The 21327-nt window shown below is 38.4% G+C and carries 18 protein-coding genes; all 18 read right to left on the bottom strand.

The window, feature by feature from the left end:
• Positions 1-24 precede the first annotated feature (24 nt).
• The gene (locus tag PEPE_RS02235; protein WP_011673076.1) at positions 25-2604 is read right to left on the bottom strand and encodes a glucosaminidase domain-containing protein; all 2580 of its coding nucleotides are present in this window, start codon (positions 2602-2604) and stop codon (positions 25-27) included.
• 176 nt (positions 2605-2780) lie between these two features.
• Entirely contained in the window at positions 2781-3710 is a 930-nt protein-coding gene (gene whiA, locus PEPE_RS02230) for a DNA-binding protein WhiA (protein ID WP_002834077.1), read from the bottom strand.
• A gap of 12 nt (positions 3711-3722) precedes the next feature.
• Positions 3723-4724: a gluconeogenesis factor YvcK family protein gene (locus PEPE_RS02225; RefSeq protein WP_002834079.1), complete on the bottom strand. Its 1002-nt coding sequence runs from the start codon at positions 4722-4724 to the stop codon at positions 3723-3725.
• Positions 4721-5608 (bottom strand): RNase adapter RapZ, encoded by an 888-nt coding sequence (rapZ, locus tag PEPE_RS02220; RefSeq protein ID WP_002834080.1) that lies wholly within the window; start codon positions 5606-5608, stop codon positions 4721-4723. Before rapZ ends, PEPE_RS02225 begins: the two co-directional genes overlap by 4 nt.
• Positions 5609-5706: 98 nt before the next feature.
• The gene (gene uvrA, locus PEPE_RS02215; protein WP_002834081.1) at positions 5707-8550 is read right to left on the bottom strand and encodes an excinuclease ABC subunit UvrA; all 2844 of its coding nucleotides are present in this window, start codon (positions 8548-8550) and stop codon (positions 5707-5709) included.
• 12 nt (positions 8551-8562) lie between these two features.
• Positions 8563-10566: an excinuclease ABC subunit UvrB gene (gene uvrB, locus PEPE_RS02210; RefSeq protein ID WP_011673075.1), complete on the bottom strand. Its 2004-nt coding sequence runs from the start codon at positions 10564-10566 to the stop codon at positions 8563-8565.
• 136 nt (positions 10567-10702) lie between these two features.
• Positions 10703-11332, bottom strand: coding sequence for a YfbR-like 5'-deoxynucleotidase (locus PEPE_RS02205; protein WP_002834083.1), 630 nt, complete (start codon positions 11330-11332; stop codon positions 10703-10705).
• 155 nt (positions 11333-11487) lie between these two features.
• Positions 11488-13212, bottom strand: a complete 1725-nt coding sequence (locus PEPE_RS02200; protein ID WP_002834084.1) for a phospho-sugar mutase — start codon at positions 13210-13212, stop codon at positions 11488-11490.
• Positions 13213-13368: 156 nt separating this feature from the next.
• Positions 13369-14295 carry a thioredoxin-disulfide reductase gene (gene trxB / locus PEPE_RS02195; protein WP_002834085.1) on the bottom strand — a complete coding sequence of 309 codons (927 nt, stop codon included), beginning with the start codon at positions 14293-14295 and terminating at the stop codon, positions 13369-13371.
• A 130-nt stretch (positions 14296-14425) separates the two neighbouring features.
• On the bottom strand, positions 14426-15307 hold the full coding sequence (gene galU, locus PEPE_RS02190) for a UTP--glucose-1-phosphate uridylyltransferase GalU (protein ID WP_002834086.1): 882 nt from the start codon (positions 15305-15307) through the stop codon (positions 14426-14428).
• A 23-nt stretch (positions 15308-15330) separates the two neighbouring features.
• Positions 15331-16347 (bottom strand): NAD(P)H-dependent glycerol-3-phosphate dehydrogenase, encoded by a 1017-nt coding sequence (locus PEPE_RS02185; RefSeq protein ID WP_002834087.1) that lies wholly within the window; start codon positions 16345-16347, stop codon positions 15331-15333.
• 81 nt (positions 16348-16428) lie between these two features.
• Positions 16429-17265, bottom strand: a complete 837-nt coding sequence (lgt, locus tag PEPE_RS02180; protein ID WP_002834089.1) for a prolipoprotein diacylglyceryl transferase — start codon at positions 17263-17265, stop codon at positions 16429-16431.
• A gap of 11 nt (positions 17266-17276) precedes the next feature.
• Complete coding sequence (gene hprK / locus PEPE_RS02175) at positions 17277-18215, bottom strand: HPr(Ser) kinase/phosphatase (protein ID WP_002834090.1); 939 nt, start codon at positions 18213-18215, stop codon at positions 17277-17279.
• A gap of 17 nt (positions 18216-18232) precedes the next feature.
• A complete protein-coding gene (locus PEPE_RS02170; RefSeq protein WP_002834091.1) occupies positions 18233-18589 on the bottom strand; it encodes a phage holin family protein in 357 nt (118 codons plus the stop codon).
• 16 nt (positions 18590-18605) lie between these two features.
• Positions 18606-18920, bottom strand: a complete 315-nt coding sequence (locus tag PEPE_RS02165) for a PspC domain-containing protein (RefSeq protein WP_002834092.1) — start codon at positions 18918-18920, stop codon at positions 18606-18608.
• 137 nt (positions 18921-19057) lie between these two features.
• Entirely contained in the window at positions 19058-19741 is a 684-nt protein-coding gene (phoU, locus tag PEPE_RS02160; protein ID WP_002834093.1) for a phosphate signaling complex protein PhoU, read from the bottom strand.
• Between the two features lie 11 nt (positions 19742-19752).
• A complete protein-coding gene (gene pstB, locus PEPE_RS02155) occupies positions 19753-20511 on the bottom strand; it encodes a phosphate ABC transporter ATP-binding protein PstB (RefSeq protein WP_002834094.1) in 759 nt (252 codons plus the stop codon).
• Positions 20512-20524: 13 nt separating this feature from the next.
• Positions 20525-21322, bottom strand: a complete 798-nt coding sequence (gene pstB, locus PEPE_RS02150; RefSeq protein WP_171030525.1) for a phosphate ABC transporter ATP-binding protein PstB — start codon at positions 21320-21322, stop codon at positions 20525-20527.
• Positions 21323-21327: the final 5 nt, after the last annotated feature.

Raw genomic sequence — 21327 nt, 5'->3', positions numbered from 1 at the left:
CTCCTATTTTAACCTAATTAAATCTTAAAGATGAAGGGCTTTGCTTAATCCGTCTAATTTAAAGAAACCATTACTATTGATGCAGTTAATTATACTACCAACATAAGTGGTTGAAGTTGCGTAACCACCAGCCTTGATAGCTTTAATAGAAGCCACATAGTTAGCTGATTTTGGTGCAAATGCATTAGCGTATTGTGCACGTGATTCAAGTTTCTTAGCGTAATCTGCAATCGAATCCTTGATAGAAGCATATTTTCTAAATGAGGCATTGATGGTAACTGTGCGACCATTGATAACCTCTTTAGTACTCTTAGTATAGGTAGCACCTTTCCAAGTGCTATCAGCCTTAATCCCAAATAAATTGTGCGCTTCTTGAGCAAGTGATGAAGTTCCATACCCGCTTTCCAAAACTGCTTGAGCCATAGCTACGGAAGCATAGAGCTTATTACTATTACATACGTTAACAATATCTGCTGCAATACCATTTACAAAATTAGTTTGTGCAGTTGTCCAATGTTTGTTAGTTAAATGAACATTCACATTATGCATGGAAGCCGCGTTATTCTTGTTTGATGAACCTGAATTGGATTTTGAGCCAGCTAATGTTACATCCGCCTTATTAATCCAACTAATAACTTTGTCTAAAAGCAATTTACTACCGTTAACCTGGATAACTTTGTAAGTCTTGCCCTTAACTGGATTGTAAATAGATTGACCCGTTGCCCAATGCTTAGCATTCTTATTGATGGTTACTTTGGAACCTACACCAATCTTATTGCTGCTGTTATTTTTATTACTATTACTACTGTTACCTTTGTTAGAACTGGATTGATTTGATGATGAAGACCCTGGCACCGTAACGTCACCCTTGTTAATCCAACTGATAACCTTATCTAACAATAAACGGTTTCCATTAACTTGGATAACTTTATAAGTCTTACCCTTAACGGCATTGTAGATTGTTTGCCCAGTTGCCCAATGTTTAGCACTCGACTTGATAGTTACTTTGGAACCTACTTTAATGTTGGCAGTACTATTATTTTTGTCGCTGTTATTTTTGTTGCTATCATTCTTGTTACCATTATTTTTGTTTGAATTTGAATGATTTGAAGAACTAGCAGTAGTAACATCTGAAGTATTAATCCAACTTAAAACTTTTTCAAGCAGTAAGCGACTACCGTTAACTTGGATAACCTTGTAAGTCTTGCCCTTAACGGCACTATAGATTGTTTGTCCAGTTGCCCAATGCTTAGCACTTGTCTTGATGGTTACTTTATCGCCAACATTTATCTTGCTTGAATTATTTTTATTACTATTTGAATCATTTTTATTACTGTTGTTAGCATTATTTTTGTTGCTATCATTAGATGTATTATTACTTGAATCACTACTGCTACCAAATCCATATTGAAGATCATGGGCAAATTGAGTTTGTGAAATACCATGGGTCGAAAGATATCCATAAGGGTCTACATGGTTTCCCCAAACATGATTAGTAATCCATACATGAGATTTAATACCACGATATTCATTACTATCTAGACTGGTTGGAATATTCCATTTCTTAGCAGAATCCCTTAGTAGGTTAACGTAAGTTTGATAATCTTTTTTAAATTGGCTATCAGAATATGTTTGTGCTAACTCAACTTGAACAGGAGCATTTTCATTAGCCCATTCGCCTGCGCCCCAAGCGACGTATCCTTCTTGTCCAACTGCATAAACTTTTCCACCATCACCAACGATATATTGAACATAGCTTTCGCTACTGTCCCATTCACGTTTTTCAAAAATAGCTACATTTTCAGCTGGTGCATAAACTCCAGTGGCGTGTGCAATGATTACGTTATTTTTAGTTTGCTGATCACTACCCTCGTCATCACTTAATTGATGCGTATAATCAATCGTATAGTCCTTTGAAGTTGATTTCTTATCTACCGCTTTATTTTTAGAAGTAGTAGCAGCACTACTTGTTTTAGAGACCGCACTTGAACTTACACTAGTAGCTGAGCTCGTTTTAATAGCAGCTTTGGAGCTAGCTGTCGAAGAAGCGGCGCTCGAATTTGAATGCGCAACTACTGAAACAGCTGCACTTGAGTTTTTAGTAGAACTAGAACTTGTATTTTTAACTACACTTGAGCTATTAGCAACGCTCTTAGCAGTGCTTGAAACGGTTTTTTCACTAGCAGATGAAGCCGCTGAACTAGCAACTGATTTCTTTGCACTAGAGCTTGCAGTTGACGTAGCAGATGAACTTATCGCGCTCTTAGCAGAACTCGAAGTCACCACCGAATTAGTTGCAGATTTACTTACAGCGCTGGAAGTAGCAGTACTTGTAACTGCTGAAGTTGCTGAGCTAGTCACACTAGCACTAGTTGCTGAACTAGCTGGTAAAGAAGTCTTCGTTAATGTAACACTCGCTTCGCTTACGGGTGAAGTAGTCGTACTATCATCAACCGTATCAGTAGCATCATTGTCGGTGCTATCGGCACGAACATTAGTTGCATTAGCATCTAAAGCAATGATCCCTAAACTGGCAGCTGCGATACTTGCAAAGGCCCACTTTTTACCCGCTTTAAACATTTTGTAATGTAATTTAGAATTCATAAACTCGTATTCCCCTTTAGTTTGTTTACCTAGTTGACATTCATCTATCGTAGTCAATATTAGCATAATAATTTGTTCCAATCTTTTACATTACAATTACATTAAGCCCTTACAATATACACTGTGTAAAAAAGAGGACACCTTCAAGTATTTCTGAAGATATCCTCTTGCTTTAATTAAGCTCTTAGCTTCTCAGCGTATTGATTAATTTTTCTCAGGCGATGGTTAATACCCGATTTAGATATTGGACCACCAGGTACTAATTCACCCAGTTCTTTAAGACTAACTTCTCGATGAATCAAACGAGCCTCAGCAACTTCACGCAATTTAGGTGGTAATTCACCTAATCCGACTGTTTCATCAATAAATTGGATGTTGTTAATCTGTTTCATCGATGCATTAGCAACTTTATTTAAATTAGCCGTCTCACAGTTGACCAAACGGTTAACCGAATTCCGCATATCACGCATAATTCGAACATCTTCAAATTTGAGCATCGAATTAGTTGCTCCGATTAATTGTAGAAAATCAGCAATATGTTCTGCTTCCTTCAAATAAACAATATAACCACTACGCCGCTCAGTCGTTCTAGCATTCAAATTATACTTATTAATCCAATCAGCAATCATTTGGTTGTGTGATTCATAAAGGGAATAAATTTCCAAATGATAACGGCTAGTTTCTGGATTATTTACCGATCCACTAGCTAGAAAGGCTCCTCGTAGATAGGACCGTAATTCTGATTCTTCGGTCAACAAACCTTCCGGAACTTTTTCGTTAATCTGAAAATCATCTTTTAAAATCGATAAATCATTCAATAACTCCTTAACGCCCGTTCGTAAACGAACGATATACAAGTTATTCTTCTTCAATTTCATCTTCCGTCGAACACTAAGTTCTGCTTCCAAATGATAAAATTCTTTAAGTAAAGAATAAATTCTTCTAGCAATGGCTGGATTTTCAGTTTGTGTATTTAATGTAAGCTGACGATTATTGATACCAATTGCACCGTTCATTCGGATTAACGCCATCAATTCCGCCTTAGCATTTTTTTCGTGAACTTCCAAACTTGTCAGTTCTTTTTTTACTTCACTTGCGTATGACAAATTCTGAACCTCCTAATCACGCTTCTTGATGGGGTTGCTACAAACATTCATCAATTCGTCTACAACTTTCTGCCCATCATGGAACGCTCCACCATCTCTCAACAATAAGAAATTGTCCGATATTACTCGTGCACCCTGTTCCCGTAATCCCTTAAAATCATGAACTACTTGTTTGGAAACTTCATCATAGCGATTGAAATCCATGTAGGATTCTGGCACGATTTCGGTATTAACGAGTACGGTATCGACAAAGTTTTGTCCTAAGTGCCGATTCAATGTTCGTACATGTTCCGCATCTGTAAAATTAATAGTTTCACCCTTTTGAGTCATAATATTACAAATATAAACAATTTCAGCTTTCGCTTTAAGTACAGCACGTCCAATATCTTCAATCATTAAGTTGGGCAAGATACTGGTAAATAGACTACCGGGCCCTAAAATAATTTCATCGGCTTCTTCAATCGCCTGCAGTGCTTCCGGTACAGCATGGGGTTTCTTATTTTCGCTCCATGGATTGTTACCCACCCACACTTCTTTAATGTCTTTATGAGCCGCTGTGATTTCAGCTTCCCCTGCTAACAGCGTGCCATCCGTAAATTTAGCATGTAACACTAAAGGTTGTGCACTGGCAGGATAAACATGGCCTTCAACTTGAAGCATTTCTGATAATTCTCGAATGGCTGGATCAATCCCACCACGCATTTCGGAAAGCGCCGCAATAATCAAATTACCAATAGCATGTCCGGCAAGAAACTTATCTTGACTTCTAAAGCGATATTGAAAAATATCTTTAAATTCAGGGGCAATGTCAGATAAAGCGACCATTACATTTCGAATATCCCCTGGCGGAACTACGTTAACATAATCTCGGATGATACCCGATGAACCACCGTCATCTGCGACCGTTACAATCGCAGTAATTTCAGCATTGCGTTGGTGTAATTCTTTAAGGATAACTGGTAGTCCCGTGCCGCCACCAATTACGACAATTTTAGGACCTTTTTTTCTGGTCATGATCGATTTACCGTTTCCTTTCGTTTATGCGCATCTCGATGCGATATATTTGTAACATATTTTTTAGATAAATCTTTTGCCAAACGTTCTGCAATAGCAACTGAACGATGTTGACCACCAGTACAGCCGATGGCAATCGTTAAGTTAGATTTACCTTCCTTTTGATACCCTGGCATAATATCCATCAATAATTTTAAGTAATCCGTATAAAATTCTTCGGTAGCCGGTTGATTCATGACATAGTCATAAACTGCTGGATCCGTTCCAATTTTATTTTTTAATTCAGTAACATAGTATGGATTAGGTAAAAAGCGGACATCCATAATGATATCGGCATCAATTGGACTACCATATTTATAGCCAAATGAAACAACTTCAATGTGGAACTTAGGAATCGTCTTATTCGTTGAGAAATGTCCAAAAATATCACTTCGTAACTCACGAGGTGTCATATTAGTTGTATCAATAACAATTTGTGCTTCTGATTTAATCGGTGATAAAAGTTCGCGTTCTTTACGAACGCCATCAGCTACCCGTCCATCCATTGCTAACGGATGAGCGCGACGAGTTTCCTTATAGCGAGCAACCAATTCTTCATCCGTCGCATCTAAGAATACAACATCCGTTTTAATATTATGTTGTTCTTCTTCACCAGTAAGTAACCCTAAGATTTGATCATAAAAACCTCGTGATCTTAAATCTACGACTAACGCTACTTTGCTAATTTTTCCATTTTCTTTAATTAATTCCCAAAACTTTGGTAATAAAGCAGGTGGCATATTATCCACACAGAAAAATCCTAAATCTTCAAAGCTTTGCATTGCGACTGTTTTACCAGCCCCGCTCATTCCTGTTACCACAACAAATTGTAGTCGTTCATTCATTATTAATTCCTCCTATAAAGGTAGCTACTCCAGTATAACACATCCGGGCGTGTCTTTTTTAAGTTATATAAAAAGGAGCACAAATTGCCCCTTTTGTATTATTTCTGACTAAGTTCTTGAGCACGCTCCAGAACTTCTTTCAAATATTTACCAGTATAGCTTTCAGGTACCGCAGCAATGGCTTCCGGTGTACCAACAGCCACCACTTGTCCACCACCAGCGCCCCCTTCAGGACCCAGATCAATCAAGTGATCGGCAGTTTTAATTACATCTAAATTATGTTCGATTACTAAAACAGTATTACCATTATCTACCAAACGTTGTAATACATCTAACAAACGTTTGATGTCGTCTGTATGCAAACCAGTAGTTGGTTCATCTAGGATATAGAAGTTCTTACCATTCGCTTTTTTGTGTAGTTCGGAAGCTAACTTCATACGTTGCGCTTCACCACCAGATAGGGTAGTAGCTGATTGTCCTAAATGTACGTAGCCCAATCCTACATCAATAATGGTTTGAAGTTTACGAGCAATCTTAGGGATGGGAGCAAAGAAATCTGTTGCTTCTTCCACCGTCATATCCAAGATATCAGCAATTGTCTTGCCTTTGTACTTAACTTCAAGTGTTTCTGAGTTATAACGTGTTCCATGACAGACCTCACAAGGAACGTAAACATCTGGCAAGAAATTCATCTCAATTTTTAGAATTCCGTCACCCTTACATGCTTCACAGCGTCCACCCTTGACGTTAAAACTAAAACGACCCTTCGTATATCCTCGGAGTTTAGCTTCATTAGTCTGAGCAAATAAGCCTCTTATATCATCGAAAACGCTCGTATAAGTTGCCGGATTACTTCGTGGGGTCCGGCCAATTGGAGATTGGTCAATATTGATAACTTTTTCAATATTTTTAATACCACTAACCGATTTATATTTACCTGGTTTTTCAGAATTATGGTTTAATTTTTGAGCCAAAACTCGTTTTAAAACCATATTGACTAACGTAGATTTACCTGAGCCAGAAACTCCCGTTACAGCGACAAATTCACCTAATGGGAAGTCAACATCAATATTTTTAAGGTTATTTTCTTGTACCCCTTTTAATTTAATAGATTGACCATTACCCGTACGCCTAGTTTCTGGAACTGGAATAAATTTCTTTCCGGATAGATACTTACCCGTCAGTGATTTACGACTTTTAGCCACTTGCTTAGGAGTACCAGCTGCCATGACTTCACCGCCATTTTCACCAGCTCCTGGTCCAATATCAATAAGATAATCAGCAGCCCACATCGTATCTTCATCATGTTCAACAACTACTAGCGTGTTACCTAAATCCCGCATCTTTTTAAGGGAACTAATTAATCGATTGTTATCCCTTTGATGTAAACCAATTGAAGGTTCATCCAAAATATATAGTACACCAGATAAATTCGAGCCAATTTGAGTCGCCAAACGAATCCGTTGGGCTTCCCCACCTGAAAGTGTTCGAGCCGAGCGACTCAAAGTTAGATACTCCAATCCCACGTTACGTAAGAAATTCAAACGGTCCTTGATTTCTTTTAAGATTGGAGTGGCAACAGCTGTATCCTGCTCCGAAAAGTTTAAATTACCGAAAAATTCCATGGCACTATCGATGGGTAAAGCTGAAATTTCGGCAATATGCTTTCCATCAATTTTTACTGATAAAGCTTTTCGATTCAAACGGTAACCATGACAAGTTTGGCACGTTAATTCGCGCATATATAACCGCATTTGATCTCGCGTGAAATCACTATTAGTTTCATGATAGCGACGATCAATGTTAACCATTACACCTTCAAATACGGAATCCACATCCCGAACTCCACCAAAATCATTTTCATAGTGGAAATGGAATTTCTTACCTTTAGAACCATATAAAACGAGCTGGCGATCTGCTTTAGGTAAATCCTCAAAAGGAGTATCCATATCAATTCCAAAACTTTTAGCAGCTTGTTCTAGTAAGGTTGGATAATATTGCGAACTAATCGGATTCCAAGGTGCAATTGCTCCTTCACGTAACGTCTTAGATGGATCCGGAATGACTAAATCTTCATCCACTTCCAATTTAATTCCTAATCCATCACATTCAGGACATGCTCCAAAAGGGGCATTAAATGAAAATAGTCGGGGTTCAAGTTCTCCCACTGTGAACCCACAAACCGGACAGGAATAATGTTCTGAGAACAAGATTGGTTCGCCACCAATCACATCTGCTGTAGCATAACCCTTACTGAGGCGTAAAGCTGCTTCAAATGAATCAAATAAACGAGACCGAATTCCGTCTTTAACCACCACACGGTCGACCACAATATCAATGGTGTGAACTTTGTTCTTATCCAATTCTGGTACTTCTTCAACATCCATGGTTTCGTCATCTACTCGTACCCGCACAAAGCCTTCACGTTTGATTTTTTCAAAAACCTTTTTATGTTGGCCTTTTTTAGCACGGACGATCGGTGAGATGATTTGCACCTTGGAACGTTCCGGCAAATCCAAAACTCGATTCACCATCTGTTCGACCGTCTGACTGGTAATCGGTGTACCATCATTGGGACAGATTGGTTGACCAACTCGCGCCCATAATAGTCTTAAATAATCATTAATTTCGGTTACGGTCCCGACTGTTGAACGAGGATTTTTAGAAGTTGTCTTTTGATCAATCGAAATAGCCGGACTAAGTCCATCAATTGAATCAACATCTGGCTTATCCATTTGCCCTAAAAATTGACGAGCATACGCTGACAAACTTTCTACGTAGCGTCGTTGACCTTCAGCATAGAGGGTATCAAAAGCCAATGAACTCTTTCCTGATCCAGATAACCCTGTCACCACCACTAGTTTATCGCGTGGAATGGTAACATCAATATTCTTTAAATTATGTGCTCGTGCACCGTGGATAACAATTTTATCATTTGCCAAAAAAGAGGCCTCCTAACCAATCTGTGCTTTTAATTCTAAAACGGTATCTCGCAAGTTAGCTGCTTTTTCGAAGTCTAGCTTCTTAGCAGCCGCTCGCATTTGATCTTCCAAGTTTGCAATCATTTCTTTTTGATCCTTACTATCCATGTCGGCAAAATCAACGTCCAAGAAGTCGTCTTTTTTACCTTTATCCTCAGTATCACTGGTTGATGAAATCAACGAACGAATATCCTTTTTAATTGTATGAGGAGTAATTCCATGTTCACGGTTATATGCTTCTTGAATCGTACGACGTCGTGCAGTTTCATCAATGGTTTCTTGCATGGACTTAGTCATATGATCAGCATACATAATAACGTGTCCATTTTCATTACGTGCCGCACGCCCAGCCACCTGAATCATCGAACGAGTATTTCGAAGGAAACCTTCCTTGTCGGCATCTAAAATCGCTACTAAAGATACTTCCGGAACATCAATTCCTTCACGAAGCAAATTGATTCCTACTAAAACATCATACTTGCCTACCCGTAAATCACGGATAATACGGGTTCTTTCCAGCGTCTTAATATCACTATGCAAGTAAGCAACCTTAATTCCCATATCTTTCAGATAATCGGTTAAATCTTCGGCCATCTTCTTCGTCAAAGTTGTTACAAATACACGCTCGTCTTTTTCAATCCGTTGATTAATTTCACCTAGCAAATCATCCATTTGGCCCATGATTGGGCGTACTTCGATGATTGGATCCAATAACCCAGTTGGTCGAATAATCTGTTGAACAACGTTATTAGTTCGTTCATTTTCATAATCACCTGGGGTAGCTGACATATAAACCACTTGGTTAATATGTTTTTCAAATTCTTCTAATTTAAGGGGTCGGTTATCCAACGCACTTGGCAATCTAAACCCGTAATCTACTAATTGTTGCTTACGAGCTCGATCCCCATTGTACATACCGCGTACTTGTGGCATAGTTACGTGGGATTCATCTACGACCAATAGAAAATCATCGGGGAAGAAATCTAGTAAAGTATAAGGTGCTTCACCTGGTTTACGACCATCCATATGTCTGGAATAATTTTCAATCCCGTTGGTGTATCCCATTTCTTTTAACATCTCGATATCATAGGTCGTTCTTTGTCGTAAACGTTGCGCTTCTAGGAGTTTTCCCTCACCATCTAATTCTTCCAAACGGTCCTTCAATTCCGCTTCAATGTTCTTAATCGCATGTTCCATTCGATCTTCGTTAGTCATAAAATGGGTTGCTGGGAAAATTGTAATATGATCTCGATCACCAATAATTTCTCCCGTTAAGGCATCCATTTCACGCATTCGATCAATTTCATCCCCAAAGAATTCTACTCGAATGGAATGCGCATCATTAGCAGCCGGAAAAATTTCAACTACATCGCCATGCACCCGAAAACGGCCACGCTGGAAATCAATATCATTACGGTCGTACTGAATATCAACTAATTCTCGTAGTAACTTATTTCGATCAATCTCCTGCCCTACTCGAAGTGTTAAGGCTTGATCTTGGTATTCTCGAGGATCACCCAAACCAAAGATACTTGAAACAGAAGCCACCACAATCACATCATTGCGTTCAAGTAGTGAACTAGTAGCGGAATGGCGGAGCTCATCGATTTCATCATTGATTGATGAGTCTTTTTCAATATAAGTGTCACTAGATGGAACGTATGCTTCAGGCTGATAATAATCATAATAACTAACAAAATATTCTACCGCGTTATTCGGGAAAAACTGTTTAAACTCGCCATATAATTGGCCCGCCAAAGTTTTATTGTGTGACAAAATTAAAGTTGGTTTATTCACTTTTTGAATTACGTTAGAAATCGTAAAAGTTTTCCCGGTACCCGTTGCACCCAACAGGATTTGTTCTTTCTCGCCACTTTTAATACCGTCAACTAATTCGTTGATCGCCGTTGGCTGATCCCCCGTTGGTTGGTACTTAGAAACCAATTCAAATTCACGATCATTCTCACGTTTAATCATTCGTTTTCCTCCGTTCACACAAAATGACTGAGATTGAACCGATCAGGATCAGTTCTCAGCCATTTCCTAAAATTATATTTACTCGAAATTAACCATAGCTATTTTATCACACCGAACATACTTTCGCCATTTTTAACTACGCGATAATTGCACGACTAATGCGTTCCAATTTAAGTTGATCAGTAAACTCTTCATTCAAAAGGTCTGGTAAGACATTATCTAAGAAATACTCCACGCTGGCCATCGTTTTGAATTCAACAATCGTCCGTAAACTTTCCTTATAAATTTCCGTATAAACATCTTCCGGATTTCCCTTTTGAATTTCACCAAATGATTCATATAATAAATCAATTTTATCGGCCACAGAAAGTATTTTTCCCTCTAATGTGTCATCCTTACCTTCTGAGAGCCGACGCGTGTAAGCTCCTTGAAATTCTACTGGTATTTCATTTTTAATGAAATTGTCTTTCATGGAATCTTCCACGTTAGCTAACATCGTTCGTAAATCCGGTGTTGCATACTTAACGGGGGTTTTAATATCTCCAATAAAACGTTCGTTATAATCATGATTTAATGATTTTTCATAAAGTGAGCGCCAATTAACTTCATTACCAGCATTTTCTTCAATATCACCTAAAAATTGGGCAATTTCAGCAACTTTAAACGAATGCTCTGCAACCGAGTGTTTTTGATATTTAAAAAATCCTGGTGCCCGATAAATTGTTTCTAAATTACTTAAACTCTTCAAATATTGATGCATTCCCATGGCAATCTCTCCTTAAACTTACTTAAATTGTTACTAATACTATCACAAAACCATTTCCGATTCACTTAATTAGAATAAAAAAGAACTATGCTCCAAAAGCCCAACTGAATCGCGCATAACCATTCAATTTGAGCTCCGTCATAGTTCTTTAAATATTATTTTATAAGTTCATTAATAGCTGTTTCAAAAACATCAATCTTATTCAAAGCATCTTTTTCATCTTCGCCAACTGTACCAATATAGAATTTAATTTTTGGTTCTGTTCCAGAAGGGCGAATTGCAATCCAAGTACCATCATCTAATGTAAATTTCAAAACATCCGCTTTTGGTAATTTGATAGCTTGGGTAGATCCGTCTGCTTCATACTTAGTTTGAGCTAAGAAGTCTTCAGTTTCTAATACCTTGTACTGATCAAATTGACTTGGGCGTTCTTCACGAACCTTTTCCATAATGGCAGCCATTTTTTCTTTACCGTCAACTCCAGGGAAATCTTTTGAAATGGTCTTTTCTTCATGATATCCGTAAGTAGTAAATAAGTTTTGAAGACCGTCATATAAGGTTTGCCCCTTACTACGATAATAAGCAGCAATTTCAGCCAATAGGACAATTCCTTGGATGGCATCTTTATCGCGAACAAATGGCCGAACAAGATAGCCATAACTTTCTTCGAAACCAAACATAAAGGTATGGTCGCCATTTTCTTCGTAATGTTTAATTTGGTCAGCAATGTACTTAAACCCAGTTAGAACGTTAATCATTTCTACATGATGGGCTTCGGCAATTCTGGTTGCTAGTTCACTAGAAACAATTGATTTAACGGCAGCTGCATTACTTGGCAAGTCACCCGCTGCATCATGCGCAGTTAAGATGTATTCTAACATCAGGGCTGCAATTTGATTTCCTGTCAATAATTTGTAGTCACCATTTGGTAAACGAACGGCAGCTCCCAAACGATCGGCATCCGGATCAGTGGCAATCAAAAGGTCAGCATCTTGCTTTTTACCTAATTCAATAGCCAAATCAAAAGTTTGTGGGAATTCTGGGTTAGGGAATGGCGTTGTAATAAATTCTGGGTCAGCAATTGCTTGTTCAGGGACCATAGTGTAATCCTTAAAACCAGCATTTTCTAACGCACGTCCACCAACTACTTTTCCAGTACCATGTAATGGTGAGTAGATCAACTTCATGTCTGCACCAAAGCGTTGGATTAGTTCATGATTAATTGATACCGTCTTAACTTCCTCAAGATACTTGAGGTCAATGTCTTCACCAATAATGGTCATTAAGCCCTTAGCTCTTAATTCACTTTGAGTAAGAGTTTCAACACCAAAGATGTCAGTTACTTGGCGAATATATTCTGTAATCTTATCAGATTCCATTGGTGGCATTTGTCCGCCATCAGGACCATAAATCTTATATCCATTATATTGTTTAGGATTATGACTAGCAGTAATCATGATTCCAGCATAAGTGTTTAACTCACGTACTGTATATGATAATTCTGGAGTGGGACGCATACTATCAAAAACAAAACTTGGAATACCATGCTTACCTAAAACACCAGCTGCTGCTAAAGCAAACTCTTGTGAGTGATAGCGGGAATCAAAACTGATCGCCACTCCCCGTTTCTTATCAGTAAAATCCAAGGTATCCATAAAATTAGCTAAACCTTCTGTTGCTTGACGAACCGTATAGATATTCATCCGGTTGATACCAGGGCCCATTACGCCACGCATTCCTGCTGTACCAAATTCCATTGGAGCATAAAAGGCTTCTTTTAAAGCATCTTTATCTTCAGCTAAAGTTGCTAATTCTTTTTTTAAATTAAAATCTAAATCTGCATAATCTTGCCATTCTTTGACAGAATCTTCCCAACTCATTCAAAAATCCTCCTATGATGTAACTTATAGTTACTTTCATTATACAATACCCATGGAATACCAGAAAGCGTTTTTTTAATTTTAGGTATAGACCAATCACTTTTTGAATTTTGGCAAAAAGAAAAGCCCCGGTTTTCACCGCGGCTTATTTTGACTTTAATCATTTAAAGCTTGAATATATTCATACGCTTGTTGTCCAGCGACGCCACCGTCACCTACGGCCGTTGTGATTTGACGTAAATCTTTCTTACGTACATCACCAACAGCTAGAATTCCAGGAACCTTAGTATGCATATGGTCATCAGTTGGAATCCAACCTTGTTCATCCAAAATACCTAAGTCCGCAAAGGCGGCCGTCATGGGTTTTACCCCTACGTAAATGAATATTCCGGCTGCTTCAATAAATGAATCTTCGCCAGTTTGGTTATTATTAACTTTAACGCCCGTGACCTTACCTTCACCAACTACTTCTGTAACATTACTGTTCCAGACAAATTCCATCTTAGGATTGGCAAAAGCACGATCTTGGATAATTTTTTGAGCCCGTAGTTGGTCACGACGATGAATCACGGTAACCTTAGAAGCTAATTGTGTTAGGTATAAACCTTCTTCAATAGCAGAGTCTCCGCCACCGACCACTACAACATCTGTCCCTTTAAAAAAGGCTCCATCACAGACCGCACAGTACGAAACGCCCCGTCCGCTAAAATCTTCTTCGCCTGGTACACCTAATTTCTTATATTCAGAACCAGTACCAATAATAACTACTTTAGCTTCGAACTCGTCACCCATATCAGTTTTGACGAGTTTAGTAGCTCCGTCATCTCGAATGGATTCGACACTGCCGTAAGCATATTCAGCGCCGAACTGAGTTGAACTTTCGTACATATCTTTTGATAAATCCGGTCCTAAAACAGATTTAAAGCCAGGAAAGTTTTCAATATCAGCAGTATTATTCATTTGACCACCATAGATTCCACGATCTAGCATCACTACCGATAGGTTTGCACGGGAAGCATATAAGGCCGCTGTCATTCCGGCTGGGCCGGCCCCAATAATAACAACATCATATTGTTTTGTCATTCTCTTTCCTCCACACTTTTAATAATGCATTCACTATACACTTACTTTTAATAACTGTCTATCATTTTGTTTTATATAAAAAATCAAACGATCCGGTCAACCCAGAATCGCTTGATTTTAAATACAATAATTATTTTTCTTCAAGTTCTTTGGCTAATTCTTTGATGTAGGTCTTTAATTCATCTTTTGTTTCAGGATGTTTTAAACCATATTCAATATTAGTCTTCAAGAAGCCAAACTTATTACCTACATCGTAACGGTCGCCATTAAATACTTTGGCAAATACGCGTTGTTTTTTATTTAATGTATCAATGGCATCGGTTAATTGAACTTCATTACCTTCACCAAGGCCTTGTTTTTCCAAAATATTGAAAATTTCTGGCGTAAGTACATAACGTCCGATAATTGCTAAGTTACTTGGTGCTTCATCTACGGCTGGTTTTTCAACGAATTTAGAAACGTTGTATAAATCCTTTTCAACTTCTTCAGAAGGATCGATAACCCCATACTTAGATACTTCTTCATGAGGAACTGGCAAAACAGCTAAAGTTGAAGCACCAGTTTCTTCAAAAGAATCTACCAATTGCTTAGTCAACGGAACTTTGTCTTCCATTAAATCATCACCAAGCATAACCACGAATGGTTCGTTGCCAACGAATGATTTAGCAGTTAATACAGCATCCCCTAATCCACGTGGATGACTTTGACGTTTGAAGTACATATTTAAGCCAGTGGTTTCTTCCACCATCTTCAACATTTCCTTCTTGCCCTTAGCTTTCAAGTTTTCTTCTAGTTCAGGAACCGCATCAAAGTGATCTTCGATAGCACGTTTACCTTTACCTGTAATAATTAGGATATCTTCGATTCCAGACTTGCGAGCTTCTTCCACAATGTATTGAATTGTTGGCTTATCAACAATTGGTAACATTTCCTTAGGTGAAGCTTTGGTTACTGGTAAAAATCTAGTTCCTAATCCTGCTGCAGGAATAATTGCTTTACGTACTTTTTTCATGAATACCTAACCTCCAAAAATTTTTACTCTAATTCTGACCTACCGTCACGATGCATCAATTCGTCGATTGCTTCCTTGACACCCTTTTCATTATACAATACATCATAGATAGCTTCAGTAATTGGCATTTCGATATTTTTTTGTTGAGCTAATTCATAGGCGGCTTTAGTTGAAGGAACTCCTTCAATCACCATTCCCATTGTATCAATAACTTCGTCTAGTTTCATACCTTGGCCAAGTTCGTTACCCGCACGCCAGTTTCGTGAATGCACACTAGTTGCCGTAACAATCAAATCACCTACACCAGATAAACCGATGAAAGTGAGTGGGTTTGCCCCAAAGGCTACTCCTAAACGAGAAATTTCAGCTAAACCACGTGTGATTAAAGCTGCCTTAGCGTCATCGCCGTAACCCAAGCCATGTAATGCTCCGGCTCCAATTGCAATTACATTTTTAAGTGCGGCACCCATTTCAACTCCGACAATATCGTCATTAGTATATACGCGGAAGTAATTATTCATAAATAATTTTTGAACTGCTTCAGCACTTGCTAAATCTGAGCTAGCTGCTGTAACAAGCGTTAAATCTTGCTTAGCAACTTCTTCAGCATGACTTGGACCTGAAAGAACTACAATTGCTTGACGTAATTCACTAGGAATTTCTTCCGCTAATACTTCTGACAAACGCTTATGCGTTCCAAGTTCCAAACCTTTACTTGCATGAACAATAATTGGCTTTTGACCAGTTTTCTTTAAAACTTCAACCATTTGTTGGGCAACTAATCGCATTACCTTGGTTGGTACAACAAACAATACCGCATCAACATCCTTCAACGCTACTTCTAAGTCGGTTGTTGCTACTAAACGTTCGTCATACTTAAAACCGGGAACGTAATGTTCATTGGAGTGCTGCTCGTTAAGTTCTTTAGCTTGTTCCTCCATGTTCGTCCATGCAACTACATCATTGCCATTTTGGACAAGCATGTTAGCTAAAATACTGCCCCATGATCCGGCTCCTAACACTGCAACTTTTTTTACCATAGTTAATCCCCTTACAATCTTAAATTTAAAAATAATTTATGTACCTTTCTATTATCGTATACAAAGGTACTTTACTCAAGTTCATTTTGGTGAAAGCTGATTACCTTCCAAATAATCTGGTAGGCGTTCTCGCATCGATTTACGGCGGAACACCAATATACCAATTGCTCCGATAAAAAGTATTACCGAAAGCCATTGTGACACGCGGATGCCTAATAGCATCAAACTATCAGTGCGCATCCCTTCGACAAAAAAGCGACCAAACGCGTACCAAATTACATAGGACAAGAACACTTCCCCTTGTTTGAATAAATGTTTTTTATGTCTCAAACTCATCAATACAATAAAGCCCAAGATGTCCCAAAGCGATTCATATAAAAAAGTTGGTTGACGGTAGGCTCCATCAATCAGCATTTGTTGAATAATAAAATGGGGCAAATGAAGACTTTGGAGAAATGTTAAGCTAGTAATTCTGCCGAAAGCCTCTTGATTCATAAAATTACCCCATCGACCAATACCTTGGGCCATAATCAATACTGGAGCGATGATATCCAACATTAACCAAACTGGAATCCAATTTGCACGACAGAAGAGGTAGACCACGATTCCAGCCCCAATCAAGGCCCCATAAATGGCAATACCACCGTCCCAAACGCGTACAATTTCATCGACATGGTTTTGGTAATATCCCCACTCAAAAATAACGTAATACATTCGAGCGGTAATAATCGCCACTGGTAAGGCCCATAAAATCAAATCGTAGATAGAATCTGGATCGATTCTTCGCCTTTTAGCTTCTTGAACTGCCAAAATCGTCGCTAACACCACTGCTGACGCAATGATAATTCCATACCAATGAACTTGAATTCCACCAAGATTAAAGGCAATTGGATTTAGTGCTCCTAACGTTAAATTCACAAAATCCACTCCTATTTCTGGGAATTATCTTTGATCAACTCATTTAAGTTACGATCAAAAACTTTGGTTGCATCATATCCCATATTTTTAGCTCTAAAGTTCATGGTAGCGGCTTCGATAATATCACCGAGGTTTCGTCCAACACGAACTGGGATGGTAATCTTTGGAATATCTAATTCAAAGAAATGTCGTGTTTGTTCGCCGTTACCTAAACGATCGAAATGTGCATCTTTATCCCAATTTTGTAGATGAACAATCACACTAATTTCCGTGTGATTTTTAACCGCGCTCGCCCCAAATAAATTCATTACATCAATGATTCCAACACCTCGAATCTCCAAAAGATGACGAAGAATGCGGGGAGCTTCCCCGATTAAGGTTTGTTCATCTTGTTGATAAATATCAACCCGATCATCCGCAATCAGACGATGTCCGCGTTTGATTAGGTCCAACGCCGTTTCACTTTTACCAATCCCAGAGTCTCCCGTAATTAAAACCCCTAATCCATAAATTTCCAGTAGTTCACCATGAATTGAATCACGTTCTGCCAACCGATCTTCTAAAAAGTTGGTCATGTTACTTAGCAGACGTGAGGTTGGTAAAGTTGACGTTAAGATGGGAACCTGATTATTTTTGGCGGCCTGGATCAATTCTTCAGGAATTGGTAAACCACGCGAAACCACAAATGCTGGGGTATCAACGTCCGCCATTCGATCATAAATCTTAGTTCGTTCATCTTTAGTCATACTATCCTTAGCGTACGAAATTTCTGTTTCTCCAAACAGTTGAATTCGTTCATGAGGATAAAATTTAAAGTAATTGGTTAACTCTAAACCTGGACGTGAAATATCACTAACTGTAACTTTTTTTTGTTCTAATAGTTCATCGCCATAAAATACATCTAATCTTATTTTTTCTACTAACTCAGATACTGAAACACCATCGGCCATTGAATGGGCCTCCTTCGCTAACGATTTGTAAAGTGGTTCGAAATAATAGTATTACAAATGGATAAGATTACCGAAATCAACATCGTCATTCCAAAGGATGAAAAATAAAAATTAGATGCTCCTACAAATACGGAAGTTAATTCCAACATGAGAGCGTTAATCACAATACTAAACAAGCCTAAAGTTAACAATGTAATTGGTAATGAAATAATTTGTAGGATGGGCCTGATACTGGCATTCAATATTGCCAAAATCAAACTAGCCACCAAAGCAATCCAGATGCTTGAAACATAGAAATTTCCATTACTTTGGAAAAATCCAGTCAAAGCCACAAAAAGAATGCAATTAACTAATACTCGTTGCCAAAAGCGCATTTAAATTCTCCCATCTTTATTCGTTGACGTCGTGTTCTTCAACGTTTTTAATTTCTTTTCTCTTCTTATTATTTTGAGACTGACCGTTCATACCACCCATATAATTACTGAACATGCTGGCAAAACCTTGATTTGATTCAATTGGTTTACTAGGCATTAACCAAGCTAAAATAATATATGGGATTAACAAAAGTCCATGTGATACTAACATTAACATCAACATAATCACCCGAGTTAGGGCTTTACTCCAGCCAAAATATTCGGCAATTCCGCCGCTAACCCCGGTTATCAAACGGTCATTTGATTTAGCAAATTTTGTTTTGGAATTCATATTCAAATACTTCACCTCTAAACATTATTGTTAATAGTAATTTTACAGCTTTTGTCTTTCGTTTAGCAAACTTTATACAAAAAAACGAGTAGTTATTACTAAATTTTTAATTTAGCAATAACTACTCGTTTCGTGGTCTAATCAATTCCACCCACATCCGCGACATCTGCATTAATTTCGGTAATCTTTCCTGACTGATTATATAATATCCACTCTACAACGTTGGTAACATGATCGCCAATTCGTTCAATGTAGTTAGCCACCATTAAATACCCTGCTCCCCCAGTGACTAGTTTGGGGTTAGTTTTCATATTACTCAAAACTTCATTACGAATTTTTTTATAGCTATTATCAATCTGCTCGTTGGCTTTAATTACTTCGTCCGCTAATTTACTATCTCTTTTTACGTAGGCATCCATCGTAACATCTAGCATCGTTCGAACAACGTTCGTCATTTCAGCAATTTCGGCTTCGATTTTAGCATCCCGATGATGTCCTTTAATTCGAATAGTTTCTTTAGCAATTCCGACTGCATGATCGCCAATCCGTTCCAGTTCCGAACTAGCTTTTAAGACGACAATCACCTGCCGAAAATCGGCAGCCACGGGTTGTTGTAAGGCCATCAATTTTAAAGCTTGATCTTCTAAAGCAATTTCTTCTTCATTGACGTTATTATCATAATCAATCACGCTCTGCGCCATTTCTCGATCATGGTCAATAAATGATTTAGTCGCACGGTAAATCTGTTCACTAACGTTAATTCCCATCTCCGTAAACTTGCCTAATAGGCGCCTCAACTCATTATCAAAAATCCCTCTCATGCTAGTTCCTCCTATCCAAATTTACCGTTTAAGTAATCGCTCGTCTCCTGTTTTTCAGGATGTGTAAACATATCGACTGTTTTACTAAATTCCACCAAGTTGCCATCCAAGAAAAAAGCTGTTTGATCAGAAATTCGAGATGCTTGTTGCATATTGTGAGTTACGACCGCGATGGTGAATTGATCCTTAATTGCTAATAAACTATCTTCTACCTTTGCTGAAGATACCGGGTCTAACGCACTGGTTGGTTCATCTAGTAAAATAATTTCGGGTTGAACTGCCAAAACCCTTGCAATACAGATTCTTTGCTGCTGTCCTCCAGAAAATGAAAGAGCATTTTCTTTTAAATGATCTTTAGTTTCATCCCAAACGGCCGCCTGCTTTAAACTTTCTTCCACACGTTGATCTAACAGTGCCTTATCTTTTATCCCACTGAGTCGTAGCCCGTAAGTTACGTTATCATAAACCGAAAAAGGAAAAGGATTAGGCTGTTGAAATACCATTCCGACTCGTTTGCGCAGTTCTACCGTATCTGTTTTAGGCGAATAGATGTCTTCGCCATCAAGTCGGATGGCTCCGGTAACCGTAACTTCGGGGTTTAAATCGCTCATTCGATTTAAAGTTCTGATGAACGTCGATTTTCCGCTCCCAGAGGGTCCGATCAGAGCGGTAATTTCTTTTTCAGGGAAGCCGAGACTAATTCCATGCAGAGCTTCCTTTTGTCCGTAATATAAATGAACATTTTCAGCCGTAATAATATCTTTTGCCATATTTTTCTCCTAACTACCCAAAGTTTCCAGAGACATAGTCCTCAGTTAATTTAACTGCTGGATTAGTAAAAATGTTTTCTGTCGTATCAAATTCAACAATTTTCCCCATGTGCATAAAAGCAGTGTAATCACTTAGTCGAGAAGCTTGTTCCATACTGTGTGTAACGATAATAATAGTGTATTGTTCTTTTAAGTCATTTAAAGTCATTTCTAATTTGTGGGTTGAAATGGGATCTAAGGCACTAGCAGGCTCATCCATCAATAGAATATCTGGACTCATTGCCAGTGAACGTGCAATACATAGTCGCTGTTGTTGCCCCCCTGACAATGCTAACGCACTACGTTTCAAATCATCCTTGACTTCATCCCATAAGGCCGCCTGTTTTAAACTCGATTCTACAATGCCATCAATTTTTGATTTGTCTTTAATACCCATTTCGCGTAATGGAAAACTGATATTGTTGTAAATTGATTTGGCAAAGGGATTTGGACGTTGAAATACCATTCCAATCCGACGCCGCATTTGATAAATATCGACTTCATCCGCATTAACATCCAATCCTCGATACATAATCTCGCCATCTACGCGAGCAATGCCGTCATTCATCCGATTCAAGCTTCTCAAGTAAGTGGATTTCCCCGATCCAGAAGCGCCGATCAAAGCCGTAATGGAATAACGAGGGAATTGCAAAGATGCATCCTGCATGGCATGGTTATCGCCATAATAGACCTGAAGGTTATTCGTTTCTAAAGCAATTTCGCGATCGGCGGGGAAGGTCAAAATTGATTTTTCTTTACGTTTCGTTTCCAACATAT

It is taken from the genome of Pediococcus pentosaceus ATCC 25745 (assembly GCF_000014505.1).
GTDB classification, from domain to species: Bacteria; Bacillota; Bacilli; order Lactobacillales; family Lactobacillaceae; genus Pediococcus; species Pediococcus pentosaceus.
The sequence above is the reverse complement of the archived record's forward strand: the minus strand, read 5'-3'. Positions and strand labels throughout refer to the sequence as shown.

Bases quoted from the DNA above. Each gene is read 5' to 3' on its own strand.
- PEPE_RS02235 (WP_011673076.1), bottom strand. From the start codon at position 2,604: ATGAATTCTAAATTACATTACAAAATGTTTAAAGCGGGTAAAAAGTGG.
- PEPE_RS02225 (WP_002834079.1), bottom strand. From the start codon at position 4,724: ATGACCAGAAAAAAAGGTCCTAAAATTGTCGTAATTGGTGGCGGCACG.
- rapZ (WP_002834080.1), bottom strand. From the start codon at position 5,608: ATGAATGAACGACTACAATTTGTTGTGGTAACAGGAATGAGCGGGGCT.
- uvrB (WP_011673075.1), bottom strand. From the start codon at position 10,566: ATGATTAAACGTGAGAATGATCGTGAATTTGAATTGGTTTCTAAGTAC.
- PEPE_RS02205 (WP_002834083.1), bottom strand. From the start codon at position 11,332: ATGGGAATGCATCAATATTTGAAGAGTTTAAGTAATTTAGAAACAATT.
- PEPE_RS02200 (WP_002834084.1), bottom strand. From the start codon at position 13,212: ATGAGTTGGGAAGATTCTGTCAAAGAATGGCAAGATTATGCAGATTTA.
- trxB (WP_002834085.1), bottom strand. From the start codon at position 14,295: ATGACAAAACAATATGATGTTGTTATTATTGGGGCCGGCCCAGCCGGA.
- galU (WP_002834086.1), bottom strand. From the start codon at position 15,307: ATGAAAAAAGTACGTAAAGCAATTATTCCTGCAGCAGGATTAGGAACT.
- PEPE_RS02185 (WP_002834087.1), bottom strand. From the start codon at position 16,347: ATGGTAAAAAAAGTTGCAGTGTTAGGAGCCGGATCATGGGGCAGTATT.
- hprK (WP_002834090.1), bottom strand. From the start codon at position 18,215: ATGGCCGATGGTGTTTCAGTATCTGAGTTAGTAGAAAAAATAAGATTA.
- PEPE_RS02170 (WP_002834091.1), bottom strand. From the start codon at position 18,589: ATGCGCTTTTGGCAACGAGTATTAGTTAATTGCATTCTTTTTGTGGCT.
- PEPE_RS02165 (WP_002834092.1), bottom strand. From the start codon at position 18,920: ATGAATTCCAAAACAAAATTTGCTAAATCAAATGACCGTTTGATAACC.
- phoU (WP_002834093.1), bottom strand. From the start codon at position 19,741: ATGAGAGGGATTTTTGATAATGAGTTGAGGCGCCTATTAGGCAAGTTT.
- pstB (WP_002834094.1), bottom strand. From the start codon at position 20,511: ATGGCAAAAGATATTATTACGGCTGAAAATGTTCATTTATATTACGGA.